We start from the raw sequence: 21,494 nt of genomic DNA on the forward strand, positions 1-21,494 counted from the left end.
CTCTAGCTTAATGGCCGTCTTATATGTTCCTTGCTGTTACGGTCGCTTCCCTTCAAGCCGACTCACATAGTCGCGCACCATTTCCGGCGTCACGTATCGGCGCGCCGGCACGAGGCCGCCTTTAGCCAGCTCGTTCATTTGTTTCGTCACTTCGTTGATCAGCTCGACCGTAAACGGCTCGCCGCGGCGGCACCGCTCGACCGCTTCTTCGATATGCCGCTCGCGCTCGGCGTCGAGCATGACAAACTTTTTCAAGACGGCATGCTGTTTTTGTACATGGGCGGTAATCGCTTGATGCACTTCACTCAATGGTTCTCGTCCTTTCTTGCTTCTTTTTCCATCAAACGCTGGACGTTCGGTTTCGGTGTCCAACAGTTGAACTGGTAGTTCGGTTTCGTCGCATAGCCAAGCCGGCGGCAATACGTGTGCAGCCCGTCGGCCCGTTTTTCGATGCCGTAGTAGATGCATGTCGCACAAGCATGAAACCGGTTCATCGGCGCGCCTCCCGGTCTTCTCTCGAAAGAAGTCCGAAAAGCGCCGCTTCGATTCGGCCGAGCGCCTCGGAGTCCGCCGTTTCGGCGAGCGCCGCCATGAAACCGTCCATATAGCTGTCGACTTGGTCGGCGAGCGCGGCGGCAAGCGCGGCGGCGGCAGCCTCGTATTGCTTGGCGTATGCGGAGACGAGCCGCTCTTTTTGCTCGGCCAAATATCGATCAACCGGCTCAACGAGCGCTGCTTCAATCTCTTCTTTCATCCGCCGCTTCTCATCGCGCTCAAAAAACGATTTTGCGTTTTTATAGAGCGAAAGCGCCTTGGCAAACCGCGCCCGATCTACATCGCTAAGGGCGTTGGCGAACTCCGGCGCCGCAAAAGCGAACGGCTCCGGCGGCACGAGGGCGAGCGCCCCATCAAGGCGGCGAAGTTCGTTGCCCAGACGGGCAAACTGCTCGGCAAGCCGTTTATGCAAAAACGCCTCAACCCGCAAGCTCGTCGCCCGCAGCTCTTGCGCCAGATCAAAGCCAACGGACGCCAGCAGCTCATCGAGGCAACGCTCAAGCGCCCGCCGCACCGAGCCTTGGTCGTCGCGGAGCACCGCCGGATTAAACGCCTCTTTAAACGTGTCATTCAGGCGGAAAAAGACGCGCTGTTTCACATAATAAAGCAGTTCGTCGACTTCTTGGCCGAGCGCTTGTCGGCCGTAAGCATCGCCAGCATCGGCGAGCACGGTGCGCATTTTGGCCTTGACCGCCTCAAGCGCCCGCCGCTTCGCCGCTTTTTCCGCCTCGCTCTGCCCGGCGGCCCGCGCGTATTCCGCCGCCGTCTGATGCGCCCGCTCGAGCTCGGCGTAGGCGCTCTCGACCGCCACCTCGGCCAGCTCCTCTGTCAAGAAGCGGAAAAAGTCTGCTTCAAAGGCAGGAAAGCCGGAGTCCGTCAAGACGCCGCGCGGCCCGGGCTCCGCCCCTGTTTTTTCCGCCAGCGCCATGCGGCTTGAGAGCGCATAAAGGCGCGGAAAGCGGATGCCAAACCGGGCGAGCTCACCGCTCATGTAGGCGACGACAGCATCAAGTTCTTCCTTCGACTGGGCTAAATCGGCCGCATTGATGATGAAAAACATTTTGTCAAGGGCAAACGCATCTTTGACGCGCCCGAGCTGAAGCAAAAACTCGCGGTCCGCTTTCGAAAACGCATGGTTGTAGTATGTCACAAACAGCAGCGCATCGGCATGCTTCATATAATGGAACGCCACTCCGGTATGACGGGCGTTTAACGAATCAACTCCCGGCGTATCGACAAGCGTCACTCCTTGGCGGGTGAGCGGACAGTCGGCATACAGCACGACTTCATCTAAGAAACACGACACCGCTTCATCCGCCACATACCCTTCCAGCTCCTCGAAACGGATCGGCAGCGTTGCCCCAAATCGACCGCACATCCGCTCATAGCCGGCCGCAGCGGCCGCCAAAAAAGCGACGTGCGGCTTTTGCGCCGGATGTTCGGCACCAGACTCGGCGAGGCGGGCGCAAAGGCGAAGCGCTTCCCCCCATGTATTCGCCGCATGGCCGAACTGGCTGAGCGATGCTTGCACATCAGCCCAAATTTGCGGTTCGCTTTTCACTTTCACGATCGCGGTACCGTGCGGATGCTCTTTGTCAGGCGGCGCGATTTTGCTGATGGCGGCGGTCGTCGGGTTCGGCGAGGACGGCAAAAGCGGTGCGCCGAGCAAGGCGTTGGCAAGCGATGACTTGCCGGCGCTGAAAGCGCCAAACAAAGCGACCGTAAACGCGCGCTCACGGAGCCGGCGCGCCTTGTCGCGCAACGGGGCGGCGAAACGGCGCAACAAATCCGTTTGTTCAAGGTAAGCCGCCGCTTCATCAAGCCGGCCGGCGGCCTGTTCACTCCGCCGCTTTCCACCGGCTGACGGCGTACGGGATTCACCCGTTCTTTCGTTCTCCACTCCGCCGCCAGCCGCCCCCCCTCTCCGACCGAGCGCTTGCTCTTTAGCGGCATGATCGGCTGCCGGCTCAGCTGCGGCTTGCTGTTTTGCCGGTTCCATATGGCGCGCCTTGCGGAAATCAGGCGGCGCGGTCAGCGCGGCAAGGCGGTTCTCATCAAGCGCTGCGGCATCGCCCGGGGCGGCGATCAGCTGCCTAAACGCACGTTGGCGCTCTTCCCGCTCGGCTTTGAGGCGGGCGAGGCGGCTGATGAGCTCCGCTTTTTCGCGCGCCTTCGAAAGCTCGCTGCTCAATGCTTCCGTGTGAGCGGCTGCCTGTTTGGCAACTTGGTCCGCGAGCTCCGCAAACAAAGCGAGCGCCGAATCGCGGTAACCTTTTTTCAGCGCCGCAGCGACCTCGTCCGTATAATTTAATAGCGCCGCACCGCTTGTATCCGCGCCTTGTTTGACGAGACCGGCGAGCAGCCCTTTCTCCCACCCCACCGTCCATTGCTGGCACTTGCCAAGCCAAGCGCGCTCAGCGCTCCATTCATTTCCAAACCGAAGAAGCAACTGGCGGACGTGCCATTCGATTTGCGCCTCCGCTTGCGCTTTGACGCTTTCGTAAAACGCATCGAGCCGCCGCTGGCGCTCCTCTTCTGTTTTCGCCTTCGCAAACCACCATCCAACTTTAAAATCGGGCCGCATCGCCTGCAAGTACGCTTCAGCCCGCGCTCTTGTCTCAAACGGCATCAAGTAGGCGTTTTGCAGCACGCGCTCCAGTTCGACGCGAAAAGCCTCCTCAGCCCGTGCCGGCGCCGTTTGCCAATCGACAAGCTCCGCTTCCAGCCGTCTGAGCTCCTCCATGGCCGCCGCTTCATCCCCGGCGCCGCCGAGCTCCTGAAGCTGCATGCGCATCTCTTGTTCCAGCGGCTCATGACGGACGCAAAGCTGTTCGAGATGGCGGGCGGCGATTCGCTTTAACCCGGTTTCAGCGCCGCGGACGAGCCATTCATCTTTGTCCGCAAACAACCGGCGCAAACAAGCCGATAGCTCATGCCATTCATTATGCGGATGGGCCGGCGCTTTTAACGAGAGAAAAAACAAGCGGGCCGCTTCGACTCCCCATCGCCGGAACGCCTCAACCGCCGAGGCGCGAAACGCAGCAAACGGCAGCTCGTCCTCCCGATGTTTGTCGATTTGGTTGATGATCAAATAGACGGTTTTCCCTTCATCCGTTAGTTGTTTCGTAAATTGAAAGTTTAATTCTGCCTGTACATGGTTATAATCCATGACATAAAAGACGACATCGGCTAAATGGAGCGCGGACTCGGTCGCCAGCCGGTGGGCGTCGTCCGTCGAGTCGATGCCCGGCGTGTCCAAGATGGCAACTCCCGGCGGAATGGCGTCCGTTTCGCGGCTGATTTCAATCCATTCGATCGTCTCCCCGTCCCGGCATTGCGCGCGGATAAGGTCCGGATCATACGGCGGTTCGTACTCGACCGGCGCATCGCGGTGGTAAAAAACGCGCACATAATCCCGGCCGGCCTTCACTTTCACAAGATTGGCGCTCGTCGGGATCGGACTCGACGGCAATAGCGGCTCGCCGAGCAGCGCATTGATCAAACTCGATTTACCGGCGGAGAAATGGCCGCAAAACGCGACAACAAGCTCTCCGGACGCCGTCTTTTCCATAAGCTGCTTCACTTTGTCGGCATTTTCTTTGTCATTGGCTTCCCGAAGCTGCTCATACATTTCGATCATTTTCGCCAGCCACGGCCGCAATGACGGCCGCGCAGTCGCAACATGTCCCATGACCAAAACCCCTTGCTTCCGTCAATATCGTTTACATTCATTTTACTGTATTTCGTCCCGTTTCCCAATAGAAAAACAAAAAAATCCCGCCCGTTCGTTTGGCAAGAAGGAGTTGATCAGAAACATTCTTGTTTCCTTTTGCATTAACCGCAAAAGTGCGGCCGCTGCCGCCAAATTACAGACGACCTGCGGCCCGTTGCCGCTGATCGGCCGCTGCTCTTTCACGCAGCCTTACATGCGCGCGGCTGTTTTTCTTCTTAGCGGCGGCAAAAAACGTGGCCGCTCCTGAAACGCTTCCTCATAATCGGTAAACGCCGACAGCGCCTGCTCTTCAGCGGTAATGCGAATGGACAACATAAGCGCGTTAAGAAGTGAAAATACGAGCGCGGTTATAGGCGCCTGAAACAAAAGCGGCAGCAACGCGATCTCCAAAACAACGACCGCATAGTTCGGATGACGAATCCACCGGTATGGCCCTTTTTTCACGACCGGGCGGTTGGGAACGATCAAAATTTTCGTATTCCAAAAACAGCCAAGCGACAAAATCGTCCATGCGCGCAGCCCTTCGACGGCGAGAAAGAGCGGAAACAAAAGCGGCCAGCGCCGCGACGGGCGGGCGCCTTTTCGAAGCGCCTCGACAGCCAGCGACAAAAGAAAGAGCACATGCAGCGACACGATCCACGGATAATGGCGGGCGCCCACCTCTTTCGCTCCGAGCGCTTTCACATACCGTTCGTTCCGTTTCGCAAGCCAAAGCTCAAACAAACGCATCCCGACCACCGCAAAAAACACGAAGGCAAACCGCATCATCATCCCTCCCATTTGAGCAGCACCATCTCGGCGCTAAAGCCGGGACCGAGGGCGACGAGCAGCCCATACCCGGGCGCAAGCGGCTGCCGCATCACTTCCTTCAGCACAAAATAAACGGTGACTGACGACATATTGCCATATCGGGCCAGCACCTCTCTGGCAGCCTTTGTCTGTTCCATGTCGAACCCAAACGCTTCTTCGTACGCTTCAATCACCTTTTTCCCGCCCGGGTGGGCGATAAAATAGTGAAGGTCGCGAAGCCTCAGCCCGTTCTCCTGCAAAAACAACTCCACTTGGGGGCGCAGCCATGCGCGGACGATCGACGGAATGTCTTTTGAAAAGACGACAAACAACCCTTCATCGCGAATATCCCACCCCATCACGTCCTCCGAGCGGGGCATCAGCGCCGACCGGGCGGCGATGATGCGCGGCGCGCCGCTGTTTGGCGCTGCTTCATCGCCAGCGACAAGCACACAGGCCACACCGTCGGAAAAAAGCGATGTGCCGATCACATTGCTTTTTGATAAGTCGTTCGCCTGAAATGTCAAACTGCAAAACTCAGCGGCAATCACAAGCGCCTTCGCCTTCGGAAACGCCCGGCAATAATCGGCCGCCCGAGCAAGGCCCGCTGCCCCGCCCGCACAGCCGAGCCCCCAAACCGGCACCCGCACGGCGGAAGGAGAAAACGGCAGCACGTTCATCAGCCGCGCCTCGATGCTTGGCGTGGACAAACCGGTCGTTGAGATGTAAAACAGCGCATCGACCGCCTCATGCGGAACCGGGCCGGCGGGAGCATTATGCAAACAGTTGTTGGCCGCCTCGCCGCTGTAGCGAACGGCGCTGTCGATGTACACCTCATTTTTCTCCCCGAAGCCATGTGGCTGGCTGTACCAAACAAGCGGCTTAACAAACGTGCGCGTACCGATGCCGCCGTTGTCAAATGCCTGCAGCAACCGCTCGGCGCGCGCGAGGCGTCCGGCAAACAGACCGGCGACATGCCGCTTCACTTCGTCCTGGGAAACGATATATGGCATCTTTGCCGTGCCGATCGATAAAAGGGTCGGCATACAAACACCTCGGTTTGTTCCTCTTTTCGCTTAGAATGCGCAAGAAAGCAAACGGTATGCAGACGAAAAGGCATCCGTGCACCTCATTTTTTTAAAACGGCTGGTCGCTCATTCGATTTCTCTTTGCACCCGGAAAAAGAGAAGAAAAGCGGCGACACGCAAAAAACAGGCGCGGACAAAGCCGGCCTGTCTTTTGAGAAAGAACAACCGTCTCAAGCGAGGATTTTAACTGAGATGTTTAGCGTTATTTCGCTTTCAAAGCGCGGATTTCGCTCTCATGCTCAAGCAGATGCAACGCGAGGGATTGAAGAACGAGCTCTTGTCTAGCTTGTCCGGTGACGATTTCATCGATTTTCTGCTGCATTTGGGCAACAGTTTGCTTGATCGTTGACACGTCTCGAAGCGTCTCTAATGTCTCCACAACGGCTTGCCGAATGAACGGCAATTCGGCGACATCTTCTTTCGTCGCCATCGTCTGCTCGATGCGCTCAACGCGCTCTTCCATACGCCCGACGCGCGCATCCAACGACGCCACATCCTCCCGCATGGCCATCACCGTTTGTTCCAGCTGCCCGATGCGTTCGTTCGTCTGCGCCACGTCTTCTTTCGTCGCCATCGTCTGCTCGACGCGCTCGACGCGTTCTTCCATGCGCCCGATGCGCGCATCCAACGACGCCACATCCCCCCGCATGGCCATCACCGTTTGTTCCAGCTGCCCGATGCGTTCGTTCGTCTGCGCCGTGTCTTTTTTCACCGCAGTCATCGTCTGCTCAAACCGCTCGATGCGCTCATTCGCTCGGGCGATGTCGGCCTTCGTTGCCATCTCCGCCCGCATTTGCCGCAGCTCGTCAAACAGGCGCACCACCCATTCGTCCACGGTTTCACCTCCTTTTCCCTTTCCATTATATCATCGCCCTTCCACCATCTTCTACTCTTTTCTCTATGAATCGACACGCCAACAAAAAAACCATCTTCGTTTCCCAAGCCGACGTTGGGAGACATGAAGCCGATTTTCTCGACTTGCCGAGATGGAAGACGGCGTTTAAGAGGATGGCAGTCATGCTGCCGGTGACGATGCCGCTGTCGGTCAAAATGCGGAGGCCGACCGGCAGCTCAGCAAACAAGTCTGGCACCGCCGTCACCCCGAGCCCCACGCCGATCGAGCAGGCGATAATGAGCAAGTTTTCTTGCACCGTCAAGTCGACTTGGCTTAACATTTTTACGCCATAGGCAATGACCATGCCAAACATAGCGAGCATCGCCCCGCCGAGCACTGGGGCTGGAATGATCGTCGCCACGGCCGCAATTTTCGGCACAAATCCAACATTCGTTGCAGCGCCTCTTTCTCCCATCTTGTTCATACATTTTTCACAATCGTCACCATTTGTTCAAACTTCCCGCATTGTTTTTGTGAGAAAAGTCACTGTTGCTACAGTTTCCTACAGTTATGATAGTGTCAAAGCAGGGAAATCCGCCGGTTGGCGCGCCTGCCTCACCGATGTTATGGGGGATGAATTCAAAAAAGAGGAGGGATACAACATGGCAAAACCAGAATGGACAAAACCGACTGCGACGATCCGGCAAACAAAAAAAGAGAAAGAGCCGGCCCTCGGCGGCACGCTGGCGTCCGTATTTTTGCTCGGCTTTTTCATCATTTTCGCCTGGGTCAGCGTCTACTTTTTATTTTTACACCGCCTGTAAGCGGCAAGGGAGGGATTGGATATGCACATTCATAAGTACGAAAAAATTTGGCTGACGTTCGGCATCGGCTGTCTCGTTGTCTTTTTAACCGTCGTCGGTGTGAGCGCTTTCGCTGCCGGACAGCAACCGCCAAGCTGCTTGACGACGATCGATCCAGAGAAAGTGGACACGACCCCGCCATTCAATCAGCCCGGGCTTGTCAAAAAAGGAAATAACGAGTACGAACTAAACATTGTTGTCGCGGCGTTTTCCTTTACGCCAAATGCCATTGAGATTCCAAAAGGAGCGAAAGTGACGATTAACGTCACCTCGAAGGATGTGATCCATGGATTTCAAATTCCAGGAACAAACATCAACATGATGGTCGAACCTGGCTACGTCAACAGTTTGACGACGACGTTTGATGAGCCCGGCGAATATACGATTCTCTGCAATGAATATTGCGGCGCCGGCCACCATATGATGACGGCGCGCATTAGGGTGGTGGAGTAACATGGTACAATCATTGGAAAAAGTCGATCGCCGTGACGCCAAACTGGCGCTGGCGCATTTAGTTGTCGCTTTTGTTGCTCTCGCATTAGGCGGCTTCGCCGGCCTACTGCAAACACTCGTCCGTTCCGGCAAGTTTGAACTGCCGGGTGGCATCAGCTATTATACGATTTTAACGACGCACGGTGTCCTGCTTGGTCTTGTATTGACGACGTTTTTCATTATCGGCTTTCAGTTTGCTGCCGTCAGCCGCACGACCGGAGCGCTTTCGAGCGGTTTGCGCCGGTTTGGCTGGATCGGCTTTTGGATGATGACGATCGGAACGGCCATGAGCTCCTTTTTCATTCTTACTGGGCAAGCGGCCGTACTGTATACATTTTATGCGCCGCTGCAAGCGCACGCCGGCTTTTATATCGGTTTGACGCTTGTGGTCGTCGGCAGCTGGGTGAGCGGTTTTGCGATGTTCGCCCATTATGCACGTTGGCGGAAAGCGCACCGCGGCGAAGCGAGCCCGTTGTTGACATTTATGTCGGTGACAAATATGGTGTTATGGCTCGTCTGCACGCTCGGTGTGGCTGCAACCGTCGTCTTTCAGCTGATTCCGTGGTCGCTTGGGCTCACCGACCGGGTGAACGTGCTATTGAGCCGAACGCTGTTTTGGTATTTCGGGCATCCGCTCGTTTACTTCTGGCTGCTGCCGGCGTATATGGTTTGGTACGCCGTCATTCCGAAAGTGATCGGCGGCAAAATCTTCTCTGATTCGCTCGCACGGCTGGCGTTTATCTTGTTTTTGCTTTTTTCCATTCCGGTCGGATTCCATCATCAATTGCTGGAGCCGGGGATCTCGCCGTTTTGGAAATACGTGCAAGTCGTCTTGACGTTTATGGTCATCATTCCATCGTTGATGACGGCGTTCGCCATGTTTGCGACGTTTGAATCATACGGCCGCTCGCAAGGAGCAACCGGCTTGTTTGGCTGGTGGCGGAAACTGCCGTGGGGAGATGCGCGCTTTTTCGCACCCTTTGTCGGAATGCTGTTTTTCATTCCAGCCGGCACCGGCGGGATTATTAACGCTTCGCATCAACTCAACCAAGTCGTCCATAACACGATTTGGGTGACCGGCCACTTCCATCTGACCGTGGCTACAACTGTCATCCTCACCTTTTTTGGTGCGTCGTACTGGCTCATTCCACATTTGACTGGCCGGGTGATGACGAAGGCGATGAACCGCCTCGCCATCATTCAAACGATCGTTTGGGCGGTCGGAATGACGTTTATGTCCGGCTCGATGCATTTTGCCGGCTTGCTTGGAGCGCCAAGACGTTCAGCGTTCTCGACGTACGGCAATTCGCCGCAGGCGCTCGAATGGATTCCGTATCAAATCGCACAAGCTGTCGGTGGAACGATCTTATTTATCGGCATCATTCTCATTCTCGTCATCGTCATCAACTTGGCGTTTTTCGCCCCGAAAGGCGAAACGGAATTTCCGGTCGCCGAAGCGGCCGCCCCGCAGGAACGGGCCGCACTGGCGCTTGAAAACTGGAAACTTTGGATCGGCCTTGTCGTTGCGCTTATTTTGATCGCGTATACTGTGCCGCTCATCGACATTATCCAAAACGCCCCGCCAGGGTCGAAAGGATATAAATTATGGTAAAGTGATGGGGCTGACCCAAAAGGTCGTCTGCCTTTAAGATAGGAACAACATATAGTGTAGCAGAAACAGTCAGTACGTATTATATATAGCTGCGAAAGAGGGTGTCCTGCTCCTTTTGGGACACCCTCAAGTTGTTTGAACTGCTTCTACGCCGCACCGCTTGAATCGGAAAACTTCATGTTAACGTCTATAAATGGCTTTATACTTCTCTTCCAAATATTGAATTAAATACTCGGCTTTCAGCGGTTCGCCTGTCGCATCACGCACAAGATCAAGCGGCTTTTTTGTTTTGCCGAACCGGTGAACGTTGGCGGTCAGCCATTCACGAATCGGCGTGATGTTCCCTTCCTCAAGCAGTCGGGCAACATCTAGCTCTTTTTCAAGCGCTTGTTTGAATTGCGCCGCGTACATATAGCCGAGCGCATAGGACGGAAAATAGCCGAAGCTGCCGCCCGACCAATGGACGTCCTGCAAAACACCGACCGCATCGTTGTGCGGGTGGATGCCAAGATATTGTTCGTATTTCTCGTTCCACACGTCCGGCAAATCAGCAGCTTCAATCTCTCCAGCAAACAGTTGCTTTTCTATTTCATACCGAACAATAATGTGAAGCGGATACGTCAGTTCGTCAGCCTCAATGCGAATCAACGACGGCTTCACCTCATTGATCGCCCGGTAAAACGCATCAAGCGAAACGCCCGCAAACTGTTCCGGCGCATATTGCTGCAAACGCGGATAATGCCGTTTCCAAAACGATGGATGGCGGCCGATCATATTTTCAAAAAAAAGCGACTGCGATTCGTGAATACCCATCGACGCCCCGCCCGCAAGCGGTGTGCCGACAAACGCTTCGGAAATGTGCTGTTCATAGAGGGCATGCCCGCACTCATGGATCGTGCCGAAAATAGCGGTGCGAAAATCGCGCTCATCGTAACGTGTCGTAATGCGGACATCGTTCGGATTAAGCCCGATCGCAAACGGATGAACCGTCTCATCAAGCCGTCCTTTTCCGAAATCGTAGCCGAGGTCGACAAGCAGCTCCAACAGGAAGGCGCGCTGCTTTTCTTTCGGAAATGGCGCAAATAAAAATGATGTATCTGGCTGATCGGTTGCAGCAGAAATGGCGTGCACAAGCGGAACGATGTGCTCGCGCAATTGACCGAACAATCCGTCAAGCAACTCGACCGTCATGCCTGGCTCGTACTGATCGAGCAGCGTATTATACGGATGCCCTTCATACCCCCAATAGCCGATAAAGCGGCGCTGAAACTCGATGATTTGTTCCAAATACGGACGAAAACGATCAAAATCAGCGGCCGCTCTCGCTTCTTCCCACACGCTTTCCGCCTTTGAGCAGAGCACAACATACTGCTTATACTCTTCGACCGGAATCTTTTTGTTTCGTTCATATTCTTTTTTGCATTCGTTGAGCGTATGCTGCGTCACTTCATCAAGCTGTTCGTAAACCCCTTTCGGTGACAGCTTGGCGATAAACGCTGCCATTTCCTCTGACGTTGACATGTTAAACGCTTCTTCCGACAGCATGCCGATCACTTCGGAACGCTGCTCCACCCCTTTTTTCGGAGCGCCGGTCCGCAAATCCCAATACATTAAATTGATGGCCTCATGATACCCCATCATTTTTTTGACATACTGCAAAAACTGTTCTTCTACTCGCTTCACCATGCTCAGTCCCCCCCATTCGTTTTGGATGGCCGTATCATCATTTCCATAACCAGGTGCTCTTTTCCTCCTTAATCGCGAAGAAACGCCGTTTTGGGCCAAAAAAAGAGGGAAGAATGCTATTCTTCCCTCACGGACGTCGGCAAGACGGCTTTGATCGCAGCGATCACCTGCTTGTCTTCTTGGTCGGTGACAAAAATGGAGACGATGCCGCGGTCGTCGCGCGTGCGAATGAGCCGTCCAACCCCTTGGCGAAGGCGGAGAAGCATATACGGCACATCGACATCCCAAAACGAATCGCTGTATGCCTTCCGCTTCGCCTGAAACACCGGGTCATTCGGCGGGTACGGCAGCGACCAAATGATGACGTTGGACAGCGACGGTCCCGGAATGTCAAGCCCTTCCCATAAATGTTCCGAACAAAGCACTGTCTCTTCGTCGCGCTGGAACTCGGCGACTAAATCGCTAATCTCACGGTCACCTTCAAACAAAAACGAAAACGGTTCGCCAGCTGCCATTTCTTTGAACTGAAGCAATTCCCCGCGCGTCGGGAACAAGATGAGCGCCCGTCCGCCCGTTTCACGCAATTTTTCAAGCGCATAGGCGTATTTTTCAGCAAACAGCGTCTCATCGGCGCGAAACGTCGGCATGTAAATCGTCATTTGTTCGTCATAGTCGAACGGCGACGGCACACTGAACGATAAATATTCATCAATGCCTAAGCTGTCGGCCATATATTGAAACGACTTGCCGTTCGATAGCGTTGCCGATGAGAAGATAAACGGCATGCGCTTCGCGAACACTTTTTCGCGCAGCACTTCCTGCACGGTGCGCGGCATGACAACCAGCGTCGCCTCTTGGCGCGACGACTCGAGCCATGCGATGGCATCGGCGCTCGTTAAAAATAAATCGAGCAAATAATGAATTTGGTCTAAGTATTCATCAACGATATTGAGCTGGTAATGGTCAATCGTATACGTTTCGCTTTCAAACACGAGCTCGTTGCCGATTGTAACGACTTGGTCGCGCAGCCGCTCCGCCCATTGCTCGAGCTTCAGCGACGGCGAAATTTCTTTCCGGTTCGAGCCGGGGACGTCTTTCGCACACGCTTTCAGCTCGGCAAAAAAGCGTCCGCCCGTCTCTATGGTTTCTTCAATTAAATAGGCGAGCTCTTCGCGAATATCGTTTTCGAGAAGCCGTGTCAGCAACATCTCAAGCGTCGTTTCCTTCATCCGGTACGCAAGCGCCTTTTGCGCGGCAAACTCAAGCAAGTGTCCCTCGTCAAACACGACGCAGCTCGCCTCGGGCAAGAGCGGCAGCTGCCCTTCCCGCTTGCGCGCCTCATACGTCCATACATGTTCCATATAAAAGTCGTGCGAACAGACGATCAAATCGGCCGCCTTCCGATAATAGTCGCGCCAAAGCGTCTGGCCGCAGCGGTGGCGCTTTTCGCACGTAAAGCAATCTTGAAACGGGTCCCAGGCGATTTTTTTCCATTGTTCGTCGGTTAAATGAGCGTATTCTTTCCGATCGCCGTAGCGATAAAATGACTGCATTGTTTTATTGTCATGGACGAAAGCTGGGAGCTCGTCGTAAATTCGTTCATATAGCTCGATATCATCATCGTCATATGTAGTCGCTTCTTCGAGCTTATTTAAACATAAATATTGATCCGGCGATTTCGCCAGCCGGACATCGATATGCAGCCCGAGCACATCGGACAGTTTGGCGATATCTCCTTCTTTTTTGACAAGCTGCTCAATAAGCGTTTCATCTGCGCAGGCGATGATGGCCGGCTTGCCGGTATAGCGGGCGTAACAAATCGCATATAGCAAGTAGACGATCGTCTTCCCTGTGCCGACTCCGGCTTCAGCGAACATCACCTTTTTCTCGCGAAACGCGCGCTCGAGCTGGAACGCCATATAAATTTGCTCATCGCGCAACTCAAAGCCGGCCTCCGGCAAAATATCGTAAAAGACATCGCCGATCCACTGGCTGAGCTTGTCAAAAAAGTTTTCGTTTTTTTCTAATAGAAACGGATAACGATTATGGCTCATCGCCGCCACCCCTCCAATTGGCATAAACTCGCCCGGCATCATCATGCATAAGCGCGCAACCACACCGTTGCGCGCCTTACTTCTAGTAACAAGATAATATTATGATGGATGGCCATCGAGAAGTCAACTTCTAGCCTCGACGCGGCGGCCGCGGCCCCCAATATTGATAGTAATGCGTCTCAATGAAACCGTTAAACAGCTTGCGCCGCTTCGTTGCCGGGCGCCCGTAATGGGCTTCAAAGCCGCGATGGGCGGTTAAAATGTACACCGACCATGTGTCTAAGGCGGCAAAGGCGCGGCCGATGGCACGGTAAAGGGCTTCGACTTCCCGCCGTTCGCCGAGCCGTTCGCCGTATGGCGGGTTGCTGACAATCACTCCGTACGATTTGTCTGTCCGAAACTGTTCCGCCCGTCCCGTTTGAAAAGAAATGAGATCGGCCAACCCGGCTTCGGCCGCATTCGCCCTAGCCATTTCCACCATCTGTGGGTTGAGGTCAATCCCGCCAATATCGAGCGGCTCATCATAGCGCGCCATATCTTCCACTTCTTGGCGCGCCTTCTCCCATGCGCGCTCCCCAATCCACGGCCATTGCTCGGAAACAAAATCGCGGTTAAACCCTGGAGCAATGTTTTGGCCGATGAGCGCCGCCTCGATGGCGATCGTGCCCGAACCGCAAAACGGATCGACAAACGGGCGATCTGGCGTCCAGTTTGTGAGCAGCACTAAGGCGGCGGCAAGCGTTTCCCGAAGCGGCGCTTCCCCTTGGCGGGCGCGGTACCCGCGCTTATGCAGCCCGACGCCGCTTGTATCGATCGTCAATGTGGCGATATCTTTATGAAGAGCCACTTCAATGCGGTAAAGCGGGCCGGTTTCCGGGAACCATGATAGACGGTAGCGCTCTTTTAAACTTTCTACGATCGCTTTTTTGACGATGGCTTGGCAGTCGGAAACGCTGAACAACGTCGACTTCACCGATTTCCCGATGACCGGAAACTCCGCGTCTTTCGGCAAATAATCAGCCCACGGCAGCGCTTTCGTCCGCTCAAACAGCTCTTCGAACGTCGTCGCCCGAAACTCGCCAACCTTCAGCTTTACACGGTCGGCAGCGCGCAGCCAAAGGTTGGCTCGGCAAATGGCGAGCGCATCGCCTTCGAACGTTACCTTGCCGTTCTCCACCTGACATTCGTAGCCGAGCCGCCGCACTTCTTCGGCCACAACCGACTCGAGCCCCATCGCGGCTGTGGCGATGATAGAAAATGATTTCATTCTGTTCCCCCTCGCAAACGGTATAGATCGCCGCTCATTGCCCATACTTCCATTATATCCATCTAGCTGCGAAAAACACGCAAACGAAAAGCCCTCCTTCATGCAGGAGGGCTTTTCACGCTTCCATCACCACGTTAATCATGTTCTGTAAGCCATGTTCTGTACCTTCGTACTGCCAGCGGCTTTGCGCCTCGTACTCCGGCGGTAATCATCTATCTACAGGCAGCATGCGCCGCCTGTCCTTCCCTCCGTTCATTTCCTTCGGGAAGGTGCCCCTACCATCATTTGGGTTTCTCGCTCGTGGGGTTTACCGCGTTCCACCTCTAAGGTTTCCCTTAGAGCTCCGTCACTGTGGCACTTTCAGGGTAATCGAACCATATCCGCATCTGGACGTAGGTTCTTTCCCCGCCGTCAGCCCAGCCGAAGCCAGACTGCCCTAGCTTATGGATTCGCTAGGCACGAACACTACGGGCATCTCAGCACCGTGCGAGCATGGACTTTCCTCTACGGCCGAAATCGGCCGCAGCGATTACCCGAACATGATTAACGCTGCAAGCACCTTACAGTATAGTCGATTTTCCGAATGAGATCAAGAGAAAAAATTTGGAACTTGTATATACCGACCTTGTTCTCCCAGCCGCCTATTCATACAGTTTTCGGCCAAACACATGTTTTTCCAAGTTGGAAAGGCGCTGCAAAATATCATAGTTCGTCGTCCCTGCCGGTGTGGCCGGCCGCTTTTGCAGCTCCTCGACTTGCCGTCTCAGCCGGGCATTTTCTTGGCGCAGCTCGTCAATCTCTTGCTGAAACGCCTCGTAATCTTTAATGACGATGTCCAAAAATTGATCCACTTCGTCTTGGTTATACCCCCGCATGCTTACTTTAAATTCTTTTTCCAAAATGTCTTTCGGCGTCAGTTTCACCTGATTGGCTGACATGGCTTTTCACCTCAATCCGCATTCAACAATCCTCTTTCCTTTATTTTTTCAGAAATTACGCCGGTTGTCAATTGACGTTTCCCCTGCCTAAGCCGCGGAAGCGGACGGCTGGTGAGACTTCCCGCCTGCACCGGGAAACCGCTCCCTCGCTAGGAAGGCGCGGCCGGCAGCGCCAGCTGGCCACCGCAAAAAAAAAAACAGAAGCCGACGAAGCGGCCTCTGTTTTCACGTCTAGTAGCCAACTGGAAACGGCGGCATCGGCCCCGGACAATACACGTGCCGGCTGGCGGCCTGAGCAACGGCCGATTCCGTGTGCGGGAAATAATGACGATGCTCATACAAATGATGATAAACGTGCGTTGTGTGCGACGGATGAATATGCGGCACAATCGTTGCTTGGAAATGGTGTTGGACACAGCATCGAGGCGGATGGACGATCGGCGCCGTCACATATGGTGGGCAATGCATGACATCCTTCTCCTTTCATCGTCTAGGCTGTTGATTGACAATACTAGCCTATGATGAACAGGACGGACTCGTACTAGTATAGATACCCATTTTATGCCTGTTGTACAGCCGCACCGCATCTATTCCCCCACCTCGCGGCCCGGAGCGCTGCATAGCCTGGCCCCGCCATAGCTGCACTTAGGAAAACGTTCAGAAGACGCCGCGTTAATACACATAATTGAACACGACAAACGTCAAGCCGACAACAATAAAAAAGAGGTACAAAATTTTTTTGTACATGCTCCGCATTGTGCTCTTCTCCCTGCCATCATTTTCGTTCATTCCGATGCCATTGTACACATTTTTTGTTTTTTCTACAAGATTCGCAGCAAAAAGGCACCATTTTTTATTTTTCTGTCACATTTTGCGCTTGCCAGGGAAATGAGCGTGTCATTTCCCCGCCCCATTCTTCTTGCGCGCCAGCCGCTCGAGCCGCTTGCGCCATTCCTGTTCCTCCTTCTCTAAGCCTTGCCGGCTCGTCTTAGCAAGCGACCGCCATGCTTCATACGCCATAGCGGCATAGCGGTGCGCTTCAGCCGCATTGCGGAAATGGTGCTCATATGCTTTCGAAAGCTCAAGACCGGCCTTCACCTTCCAAAGGCCGCTCCCATGATCGAATAAGTCGCGCCAAATGGCAGCCGCCTCTTCGTAACGTTTTTCCCTGCGGTGTAAAAGCGACAACCGCCATTTCGCCGCCTGCGCCTCCTTTGCTTCTTGGCCGCTCGCTTGTTCATACACATCCCGGGCGGCCGCTGTTTCCCCGACCGCCTCGAACCAACGGGCGGCGGCCAGCTGTTCCCTCGGGTCAGAGAGCTGCGCCGCTTCAAGCAGCTGCATCGATAAATGAATGTAGAGCACAATAAGCGACAACACGTCATGCTCGTTATGGCGCAATACCGGCATGAGCCGCTCCGGATGGGGCGTTTGCAAAAATTCTTGATAAATCATCGGCGCTAAAAAGCCGGGGACATCATCATCCCGCTCGATATGAAGAATATGCCGCTCCACCTCCGCTAGGCGAAGCGAATCGAGCTTGTCTTTCCATAAGCGGCGAGCGGCGTGGTACAAATCAAAGTGACCAAACGCCGGCAGTTTCGGCACTAGATCGCGGACAAGGGCGTGGCGCGTTTTCAGCCGCGGCCAGTCAAACGCCTTTCCATTATACGTCACGAGCGTCGTATAGTCGACATCCGATAAAAAGCTTTGATACAGCGCCACCTCCGCCCCTGGATGCGGCAAAACGTGCTGGCGGACGATGACCCGATCATCAAGGACGCGGGCATGGCCGAGCAAAAACATGACGGTTCCTGCTCCGCTTGAGAGCCCCATCGTTTCCGTATCAAAAAAGAATAAGTCGCCAACAGAAAACCCGCGGCACGAGAGCGGATGGGAAAACGCTGCTTCCTGCCAGCGCCGGTGCACGTCGTATAGCGCCCCGAGCCGATAGCGGCCGCGCTCATAATCAAGCGGGTGCACCGTCTCCCGGATGAGACAATAATCGCCGGCAAACCAATACGGCCTAGCCCCATATTCGCGCCAAACGTCAGCAAACGGCACATTCGCCTCTTCGCGTTTCCCCGGTTCCTCTTTACTTTCTTCTTTGCTTTTTTCGGTTTCCCCCTGTCTTTTATGCCGGGCGGCAAGCAGCTCTTTCCATTGCGATAACTTCGGTTTCATTTGTCCGATCGCCTTCCTTTCCGTTCTCTCTCTTTCCTTAGCGCCCGAACACTCAAGGAAACCGCCCCATTTTACTCGCCAAATAGCACTCAAGCCTAGTGGTGCTGCGCAGTTCCCCTCACAACAATAGAGCGCGCTAAACGGATGAGCTGTCCTTCGCGGCGAGTTGTTCGTCTAAAAACCGGATGAGTTCGCGCTTCACCGGCCGCCCCGCCGTTTCAGAAACGCCGATGCATGACGGGCAGCCGTCGGTGCACGGGCAGCGCTTCACCCATTCCTTTACGTTCTCGAGCATTTCTTCATACCGCTCAAATACAGCTTCCGATAAGCCGACGCCGCCCGGATAGCGGTCATAAAGAAAAATCGTCGGCCGCCCGGAGTGTGGCGCCTTCAGCTGCGGGACGACATGAACGTCCGAACGGTCGCACATGACAAAGATGGGGACAAGATGGCCAAGCACGTTGGCAATGCCGACAAGCAGCTGTTCGAACAATGCCGGGGAAAACCGCGATGGCACTGCCTTCCACTCGAACCATGCTGCCGACGTATGAAGCGTTTCTTCCGGGAGTCGGATCGGTCCTGAGCCGATGTTTTCAAACGTCGACAGTTTCAGCTTTTTAAATATCGTCGCCATTGCCCGGACGGATACATCGCCGTAGTGCACCGCCATCCGCCCGCGCTCTTCGCTCCGGTCATCAGACAATACATCCAGCTGGACGGCCAAATTGGCATCGGTAAAATATTCGACATCAACCTGGCGGACGTACGCTTTTTTCTCTTCCCAATCAAGTTTTTCGACTTGATATTGCGTTCCTTCATGCAAATAAATCGCTTCTTCATGGAGCAAAGTCATCGCGCTGAAGCGGTCCATTTCGCCGATGACGCGGTGGCGCGCAATGTTTGAAATATCGATGATCACCACGTTTTCCTGCGCCGCCGAGCGCAAGCTGATGTTTTGCGCCGGAAAGGCGTCGCTCATCCAATGCCAGCGCCCGGCCCGTTCGTGAAGCACTCCTTGGTCGACCAAAAAGTCGAGCACGTCTTCGATCTCAACGCCGCCGAACGTCTCGCCGCGCCGAAACGGAAGCTCATACGCCGCACATTTCAGATGATCGACGAGAATGAGCATATTGTCCGGATTGATGCGGGCTGTCTCCGGTGAACGGGCGAAAAAGTATTCCGGATGGGAGACGATGTATTGATCGAGCGGGCTCGAGCTGGCAACCATGATGACAAGCGAGTCGCCATGGCGCCGTCCGGCGCGCCCTGCTTGCTGCCACGTGCTGGCGATCGTTCCCGGATAGCCGGTCAAAATGCACGCCTGCAGCTGGCCGATATCGACGCCGAGCTCGAGCGCGTTCGTACTGACGACGCCGATAATATCCCCGCTGCGCAGCCCTTTTTCAATGGCGCGCCGTTCGTTTGGCAAATAGCCGCCGCGATAGCCGCGAATCGTCGTTTCCCCGATTCGTTCCTTCACCGCCGCTTGCAAATGGCTCAAAATGAGTTCAGCACGGACGCGGCTGCGGGCAAAGACAATCGTCGGGATACGATTGACAAGCAGCTGACGCGCCAGTTCCACCGCCGTTTTTGCCGCGCTTTGGCGGACGTTCATCGCCCGCTCGACGACCGGCGGGTTGTAAAATACGATATGTTTCCGTCCGCGCGGCGCCCCGTTGTTGTCAATGAGCGTCATCGGCTCGCCGGTCAGCCGCTCGGCCAGCTCTTGCGGATTGGCGATCGTTGCCGACGTACAAATAAATGTAGGGGAGCTGCCATAAAATGCGCATATCCGTTTTAAGCGGCGGATGACGTTGGCCACATGGCTGCCGAACACGCCGCGATACGTATGCAGTTCATCGATGATGACGTAGCGCAGCTGTTCAAACAGTGAAATCCATTTCGTATGATGCGGCAAAATCGCCGTGTGGAGCATATCCGGATTCGTAATGACAATATGGCCGGCTTGGCGGATTTTTTGCCGCAGCGCCGGCGCTGTATCGCCGTCATATGTGTAGCTGTAAATCGGCACGCCCATCTCGGCGATCATTTCATTCAATTCATTTTTTTGATCTTGGGCGAGCGCCTTCGTCGGAAATAAGTAAAGGGCGCGGCTTTCCGGCGCTTTGGCGATCGCCTGAAGAACAGGCAAATTGTAGCAAAGCGTTTTTCCAGAAGCGGTCGGCGTTACCGCCACGATGTTTTGTCCGCGCTGCACCGCCTCGTACGCCGCCGCCTGGTGCGTATAAAGCGAGGCGATGCCGCGCGCTTCAAGCGCCGCGCGCAGCCGCGCATCGAGCTCGGCCGGAAACGGGACGGTATCGGCTTCTTTCGGTTCGATTTCATGCCAATACGCGACATTCGGGTCTTGGCGGAGCTGTTCGATCCATTCGGAAAGCGTCTGTTTTTTCACGTCGCAAGTCACCTCCCTTCTATTTTACATGCATGGTTCGCCTGTTTGCACGAAAAAAACCGTCCAGCTGTTACAGCTGGACGGAATGAGCCGGCCGATGGCCAAGCCGCGCGGAGAGTTCTTTGCCGATCTGGCGCATGCGCACAGCGAGCCCGGCGATGCGGTCGTCCGTCATACGGATCGTTGGGCCGGAAACGCTGACAGCGGCAACGACGCTGCCGGTGTAATCAAAAATCGGCACAGCCACACAACGGATGCCGTATTCATTTTCTTCTAAATCAAGCGCATATCCGTTTTGCCGGACGGTGTCGAGCTCGCGGAAAAACGCCTCGCGGTCGGTGATCGTCAAATCGGTATGCTTTGGCAACCCTTTCCGGTCAATGATTTCTGCAGCGACTGCCGGCGGCAAATAAGCTAAAATCGCCTTGCCGACCGCTGTACAATGCATCGGCGCCCGCTTGCCGACTTTCGAATGCATGCGCAGCGTTTCGGTTCCTTCCAATTTTTCAATGTAAATGACTTCCCCTTGGTCATAGACGACAAGATGGACAACTTCGTTCGTTTCTTTTTCAAGCTGGCGCAAATATGGCCGCGCTTCCTGGCGCAAATCGATCGAATCAAGCAGCTTCGAGCTAATTTCCAAAAACTTGTACCCCAGCTTATACCGCTCTGTTTCCGGGTGTTGCTCGATATAGCCGTATTGGGCGAGCGTCGTTAAAATGCGGTAGACTGAACTTTTGTTAATGTCCATTTGTTTAGCGATTTCCGTGACGCCCAGCCCATCTTTTTTCGCGCTGACGATGTCAATAATTTGAAGCGCCCGGCTGACGGATTTGACGATATTTTCTCTTTCCATTCTGTTCACCTCGATTTGTTCTCCCCGCTCGCCATTATACACGAACGGCCGGGCGTTTGCAGGTGCCGCTGCAGACACAGCGTATACCGTCGGGCGTTAAGCCGGGGCACGCCGCTTTTAAACAGCGGA

The 21,494-nt window shown here is 54.8% G+C and carries 17 protein-coding genes, 1 other RNA gene and 1 pseudogene; 3 read left to right on the plus strand and 16 right to left on the minus strand.

Going from position 1 to position 21,494, the window contains the following annotated elements; translation table 11 throughout:
* Window positions 1–36: 36 nt before the first annotated feature.
* The 7 genes and pseudogenes from IC803_RS09110 to IC803_RS09140 all read right to left on the minus strand — a co-directional run.
* The gene (locus IC803_RS09110) at window positions 37–309 is read right to left on the minus strand and encodes a YpbS family protein (protein WP_081207523.1); all 273 of its coding nucleotides are present in this window, start codon (window positions 307–309) and stop codon (window positions 37–39) included.
* Window positions 306–494: a hypothetical protein gene (locus IC803_RS09115; RefSeq protein WP_081207524.1), complete on the minus strand. Its 189-nt coding sequence runs from the start codon at window positions 492–494 to the stop codon at window positions 306–308. Before IC803_RS09115 ends, IC803_RS09110 begins: the two co-directional genes overlap by 4 nt.
* Window positions 491–4,246 (minus strand): dynamin family protein, encoded by a 3,756-nt coding sequence (locus IC803_RS09120; RefSeq protein ID WP_081207525.1) that lies wholly within the window; start codon window positions 4,244–4,246, stop codon window positions 491–493. The genes IC803_RS09115 and IC803_RS09120 overlap by 4 nt, the downstream gene beginning before the upstream one ends.
* A gap of 231 nt (window positions 4,247–4,477) precedes the next feature.
* The gene (locus IC803_RS09125) at window positions 4,478–5,059 is read right to left on the minus strand and encodes an isoprenylcysteine carboxyl methyltransferase family protein (RefSeq protein ID WP_081207598.1); all 582 of its coding nucleotides are present in this window, start codon (window positions 5,057–5,059) and stop codon (window positions 4,478–4,480) included.
* Window positions 5,056–6,123: a type III polyketide synthase gene (locus IC803_RS09130; protein WP_081207526.1), complete on the minus strand. Its 1,068-nt coding sequence runs from the start codon at window positions 6,121–6,123 to the stop codon at window positions 5,056–5,058. Before IC803_RS09130 ends, IC803_RS09125 begins: the two co-directional genes overlap by 4 nt.
* Window positions 6,124–6,367: 244 nt before the next feature.
* Entirely contained in the window at window positions 6,368–7,000 is a 633-nt protein-coding gene (locus IC803_RS09135; RefSeq protein WP_081207527.1) for a hypothetical protein, read from the minus strand.
* A 25-nt stretch (window positions 7,001–7,025) separates the two neighbouring features.
* Window positions 7,026–7,448, minus strand: a pseudogene (locus tag IC803_RS09140) (solute carrier family 23 protein); the annotation flags it as partial.
* 214 nt (window positions 7,449–7,662) lie between these two features.
* On the opposite strand from IC803_RS09140, the gene IC803_RS09145 reads away from it, so the two are divergent.
* From IC803_RS09145 to IC803_RS09155, 3 genes are read left to right on the plus strand one after another with little or no spacing between them, the layout of a single operon-like run.
* Window positions 7,663–7,824: a cytochrome c oxidase subunit 2A gene (locus IC803_RS09145; protein WP_081207528.1), complete on the plus strand. Its 162-nt coding sequence runs from the start codon at window positions 7,663–7,665 to the stop codon at window positions 7,822–7,824.
* Between the two features lie 21 nt (window positions 7,825–7,845).
* A complete protein-coding gene (locus IC803_RS09150) occupies window positions 7,846–8,316 on the plus strand; it encodes a cytochrome c oxidase subunit II (RefSeq protein WP_081207529.1) in 471 nt (156 codons plus the stop codon).
* A 1-nt stretch (window position 8,317) separates the two neighbouring features.
* Window positions 8,318–9,967 (plus strand): b(o/a)3-type cytochrome-c oxidase subunit 1, encoded by a 1,650-nt coding sequence (locus IC803_RS09155; protein WP_081207530.1) that lies wholly within the window; start codon window positions 8,318–8,320, stop codon window positions 9,965–9,967.
* Window positions 9,968–10,147: 180 nt separating this feature from the next.
* Here IC803_RS09155 and IC803_RS09160 read toward each other — a convergent pair whose 3' ends face one another.
* The 9 genes from IC803_RS09160 to IC803_RS09200 form a co-directional block, all read right to left on the minus strand.
* On the minus strand, window positions 10,148–11,653 hold the full coding sequence (locus tag IC803_RS09160) for a carboxypeptidase M32 (protein WP_081207531.1): 1,506 nt from the start codon (window positions 11,651–11,653) through the stop codon (window positions 10,148–10,150).
* 116 nt (window positions 11,654–11,769) lie between these two features.
* A complete protein-coding gene (locus tag IC803_RS09165) occupies window positions 11,770–13,707 on the minus strand; it encodes an ATP-dependent DNA helicase (protein ID WP_081207599.1) in 1,938 nt (645 codons plus the stop codon).
* Between the two features lie 130 nt (window positions 13,708–13,837).
* Entirely contained in the window at window positions 13,838–14,974 is a 1,137-nt protein-coding gene (locus IC803_RS09170; RefSeq protein WP_081207532.1) for a THUMP domain-containing class I SAM-dependent RNA methyltransferase, read from the minus strand.
* 143 nt (window positions 14,975–15,117) lie between these two features.
* An RNA gene (gene rnpB / locus IC803_RS09175) (RNase P RNA component class B) lies at window positions 15,118–15,515 on the minus strand.
* 100 nt (window positions 15,516–15,615) lie between these two features.
* The gene (gene gpsB / locus IC803_RS09180) at window positions 15,616–15,912 is read right to left on the minus strand and encodes a cell division regulator GpsB (protein WP_063166043.1); all 297 of its coding nucleotides are present in this window, start codon (window positions 15,910–15,912) and stop codon (window positions 15,616–15,618) included.
* A gap of 231 nt (window positions 15,913–16,143) precedes the next feature.
* A complete protein-coding gene (locus IC803_RS09185; RefSeq protein WP_081207533.1) occupies window positions 16,144–16,380 on the minus strand; it encodes a CotD family spore coat protein in 237 nt (78 codons plus the stop codon).
* Between the two features lie 429 nt (window positions 16,381–16,809).
* Window positions 16,810–18,096, minus strand: a complete 1,287-nt coding sequence (locus tag IC803_RS09190) for a ribonuclease H-like domain-containing protein (RefSeq protein WP_081207534.1) — start codon at window positions 18,094–18,096, stop codon at window positions 16,810–16,812.
* Between the two features lie 136 nt (window positions 18,097–18,232).
* Complete coding sequence (locus IC803_RS09195) at window positions 18,233–20,509, minus strand: DEAD/DEAH box helicase (RefSeq protein WP_081207535.1); 2,277 nt, start codon at window positions 20,507–20,509, stop codon at window positions 18,233–18,235.
* Window positions 20,510–20,579: 70 nt separating this feature from the next.
* The gene (locus IC803_RS09200; RefSeq protein ID WP_081207536.1) at window positions 20,580–21,365 is read right to left on the minus strand and encodes an IclR family transcriptional regulator; all 786 of its coding nucleotides are present in this window, start codon (window positions 21,363–21,365) and stop codon (window positions 20,580–20,582) included.
* Window positions 21,366–21,494: the final 129 nt, after the last annotated feature.

Origin of the sequence: Geobacillus sp. 46C-IIa, assembly GCF_014679505.1 — a bacterium.
In the GTDB taxonomy this organism is placed as follows: domain Bacteria; phylum Bacillota; class Bacilli; order Bacillales; family Anoxybacillaceae; genus Geobacillus.

Excerpts from the sequence above, each read along its gene's own strand:
- IC803_RS09115 (WP_081207524.1), bottom strand. The coding sequence starts at position 494 with ATGAACCGGTTTCATGCTTGTGCGACATGCATCTACTACGGCATCGAA.
- IC803_RS09120 (WP_081207525.1), bottom strand. The coding sequence starts at position 4,246 with ATGGGACATGTTGCGACTGCGCGGCCGTCATTGCGGCCGTGGCTGGCG.
- IC803_RS09125 (WP_081207598.1), bottom strand. The coding sequence starts at position 5,059 with ATGATGATGCGGTTTGCCTTCGTGTTTTTTGCGGTGGTCGGGATGCGT.
- IC803_RS09130 (WP_081207526.1), bottom strand. The coding sequence starts at position 6,123 with ATGCCGACCCTTTTATCGATCGGCACGGCAAAGATGCCATATATCGTT.
- IC803_RS09145 (WP_081207528.1), top strand. The coding sequence starts at position 7,663 with ATGGCAAAACCAGAATGGACAAAACCGACTGCGACGATCCGGCAAACA.
- IC803_RS09150 (WP_081207529.1), top strand. The coding sequence starts at position 7,846 with ATGCACATTCATAAGTACGAAAAAATTTGGCTGACGTTCGGCATCGGC.
- IC803_RS09155 (WP_081207530.1), top strand. The coding sequence starts at position 8,318 with ATGGTACAATCATTGGAAAAAGTCGATCGCCGTGACGCCAAACTGGCG.
- IC803_RS09160 (WP_081207531.1), bottom strand. The coding sequence starts at position 11,653 with ATGGTGAAGCGAGTAGAAGAACAGTTTTTGCAGTATGTCAAAAAAATG.
- IC803_RS09165 (WP_081207599.1), bottom strand. The coding sequence starts at position 13,707 with ATGAGCCATAATCGTTATCCGTTTCTATTAGAAAAAAACGAAAACTTT.
- IC803_RS09170 (WP_081207532.1), bottom strand. The coding sequence starts at position 14,974 with ATGAAATCATTTTCTATCATCGCCACAGCCGCGATGGGGCTCGAGTCG.
- gpsB (WP_063166043.1), bottom strand. The coding sequence starts at position 15,912 with ATGTCAGCCAATCAGGTGAAACTGACGCCGAAAGACATTTTGGAAAAA.
- IC803_RS09185 (WP_081207533.1), bottom strand. The coding sequence starts at position 16,380 with ATGCATTGCCCACCATATGTGACGGCGCCGATCGTCCATCCGCCTCGA.
- IC803_RS09190 (WP_081207534.1), bottom strand. The coding sequence starts at position 18,096 with ATGAAACCGAAGTTATCGCAATGGAAAGAGCTGCTTGCCGCCCGGCAT.
- IC803_RS09200 (WP_081207536.1), bottom strand. The coding sequence starts at position 21,365 with ATGGAAAGAGAAAATATCGTCAAATCCGTCAGCCGGGCGCTTCAAATT.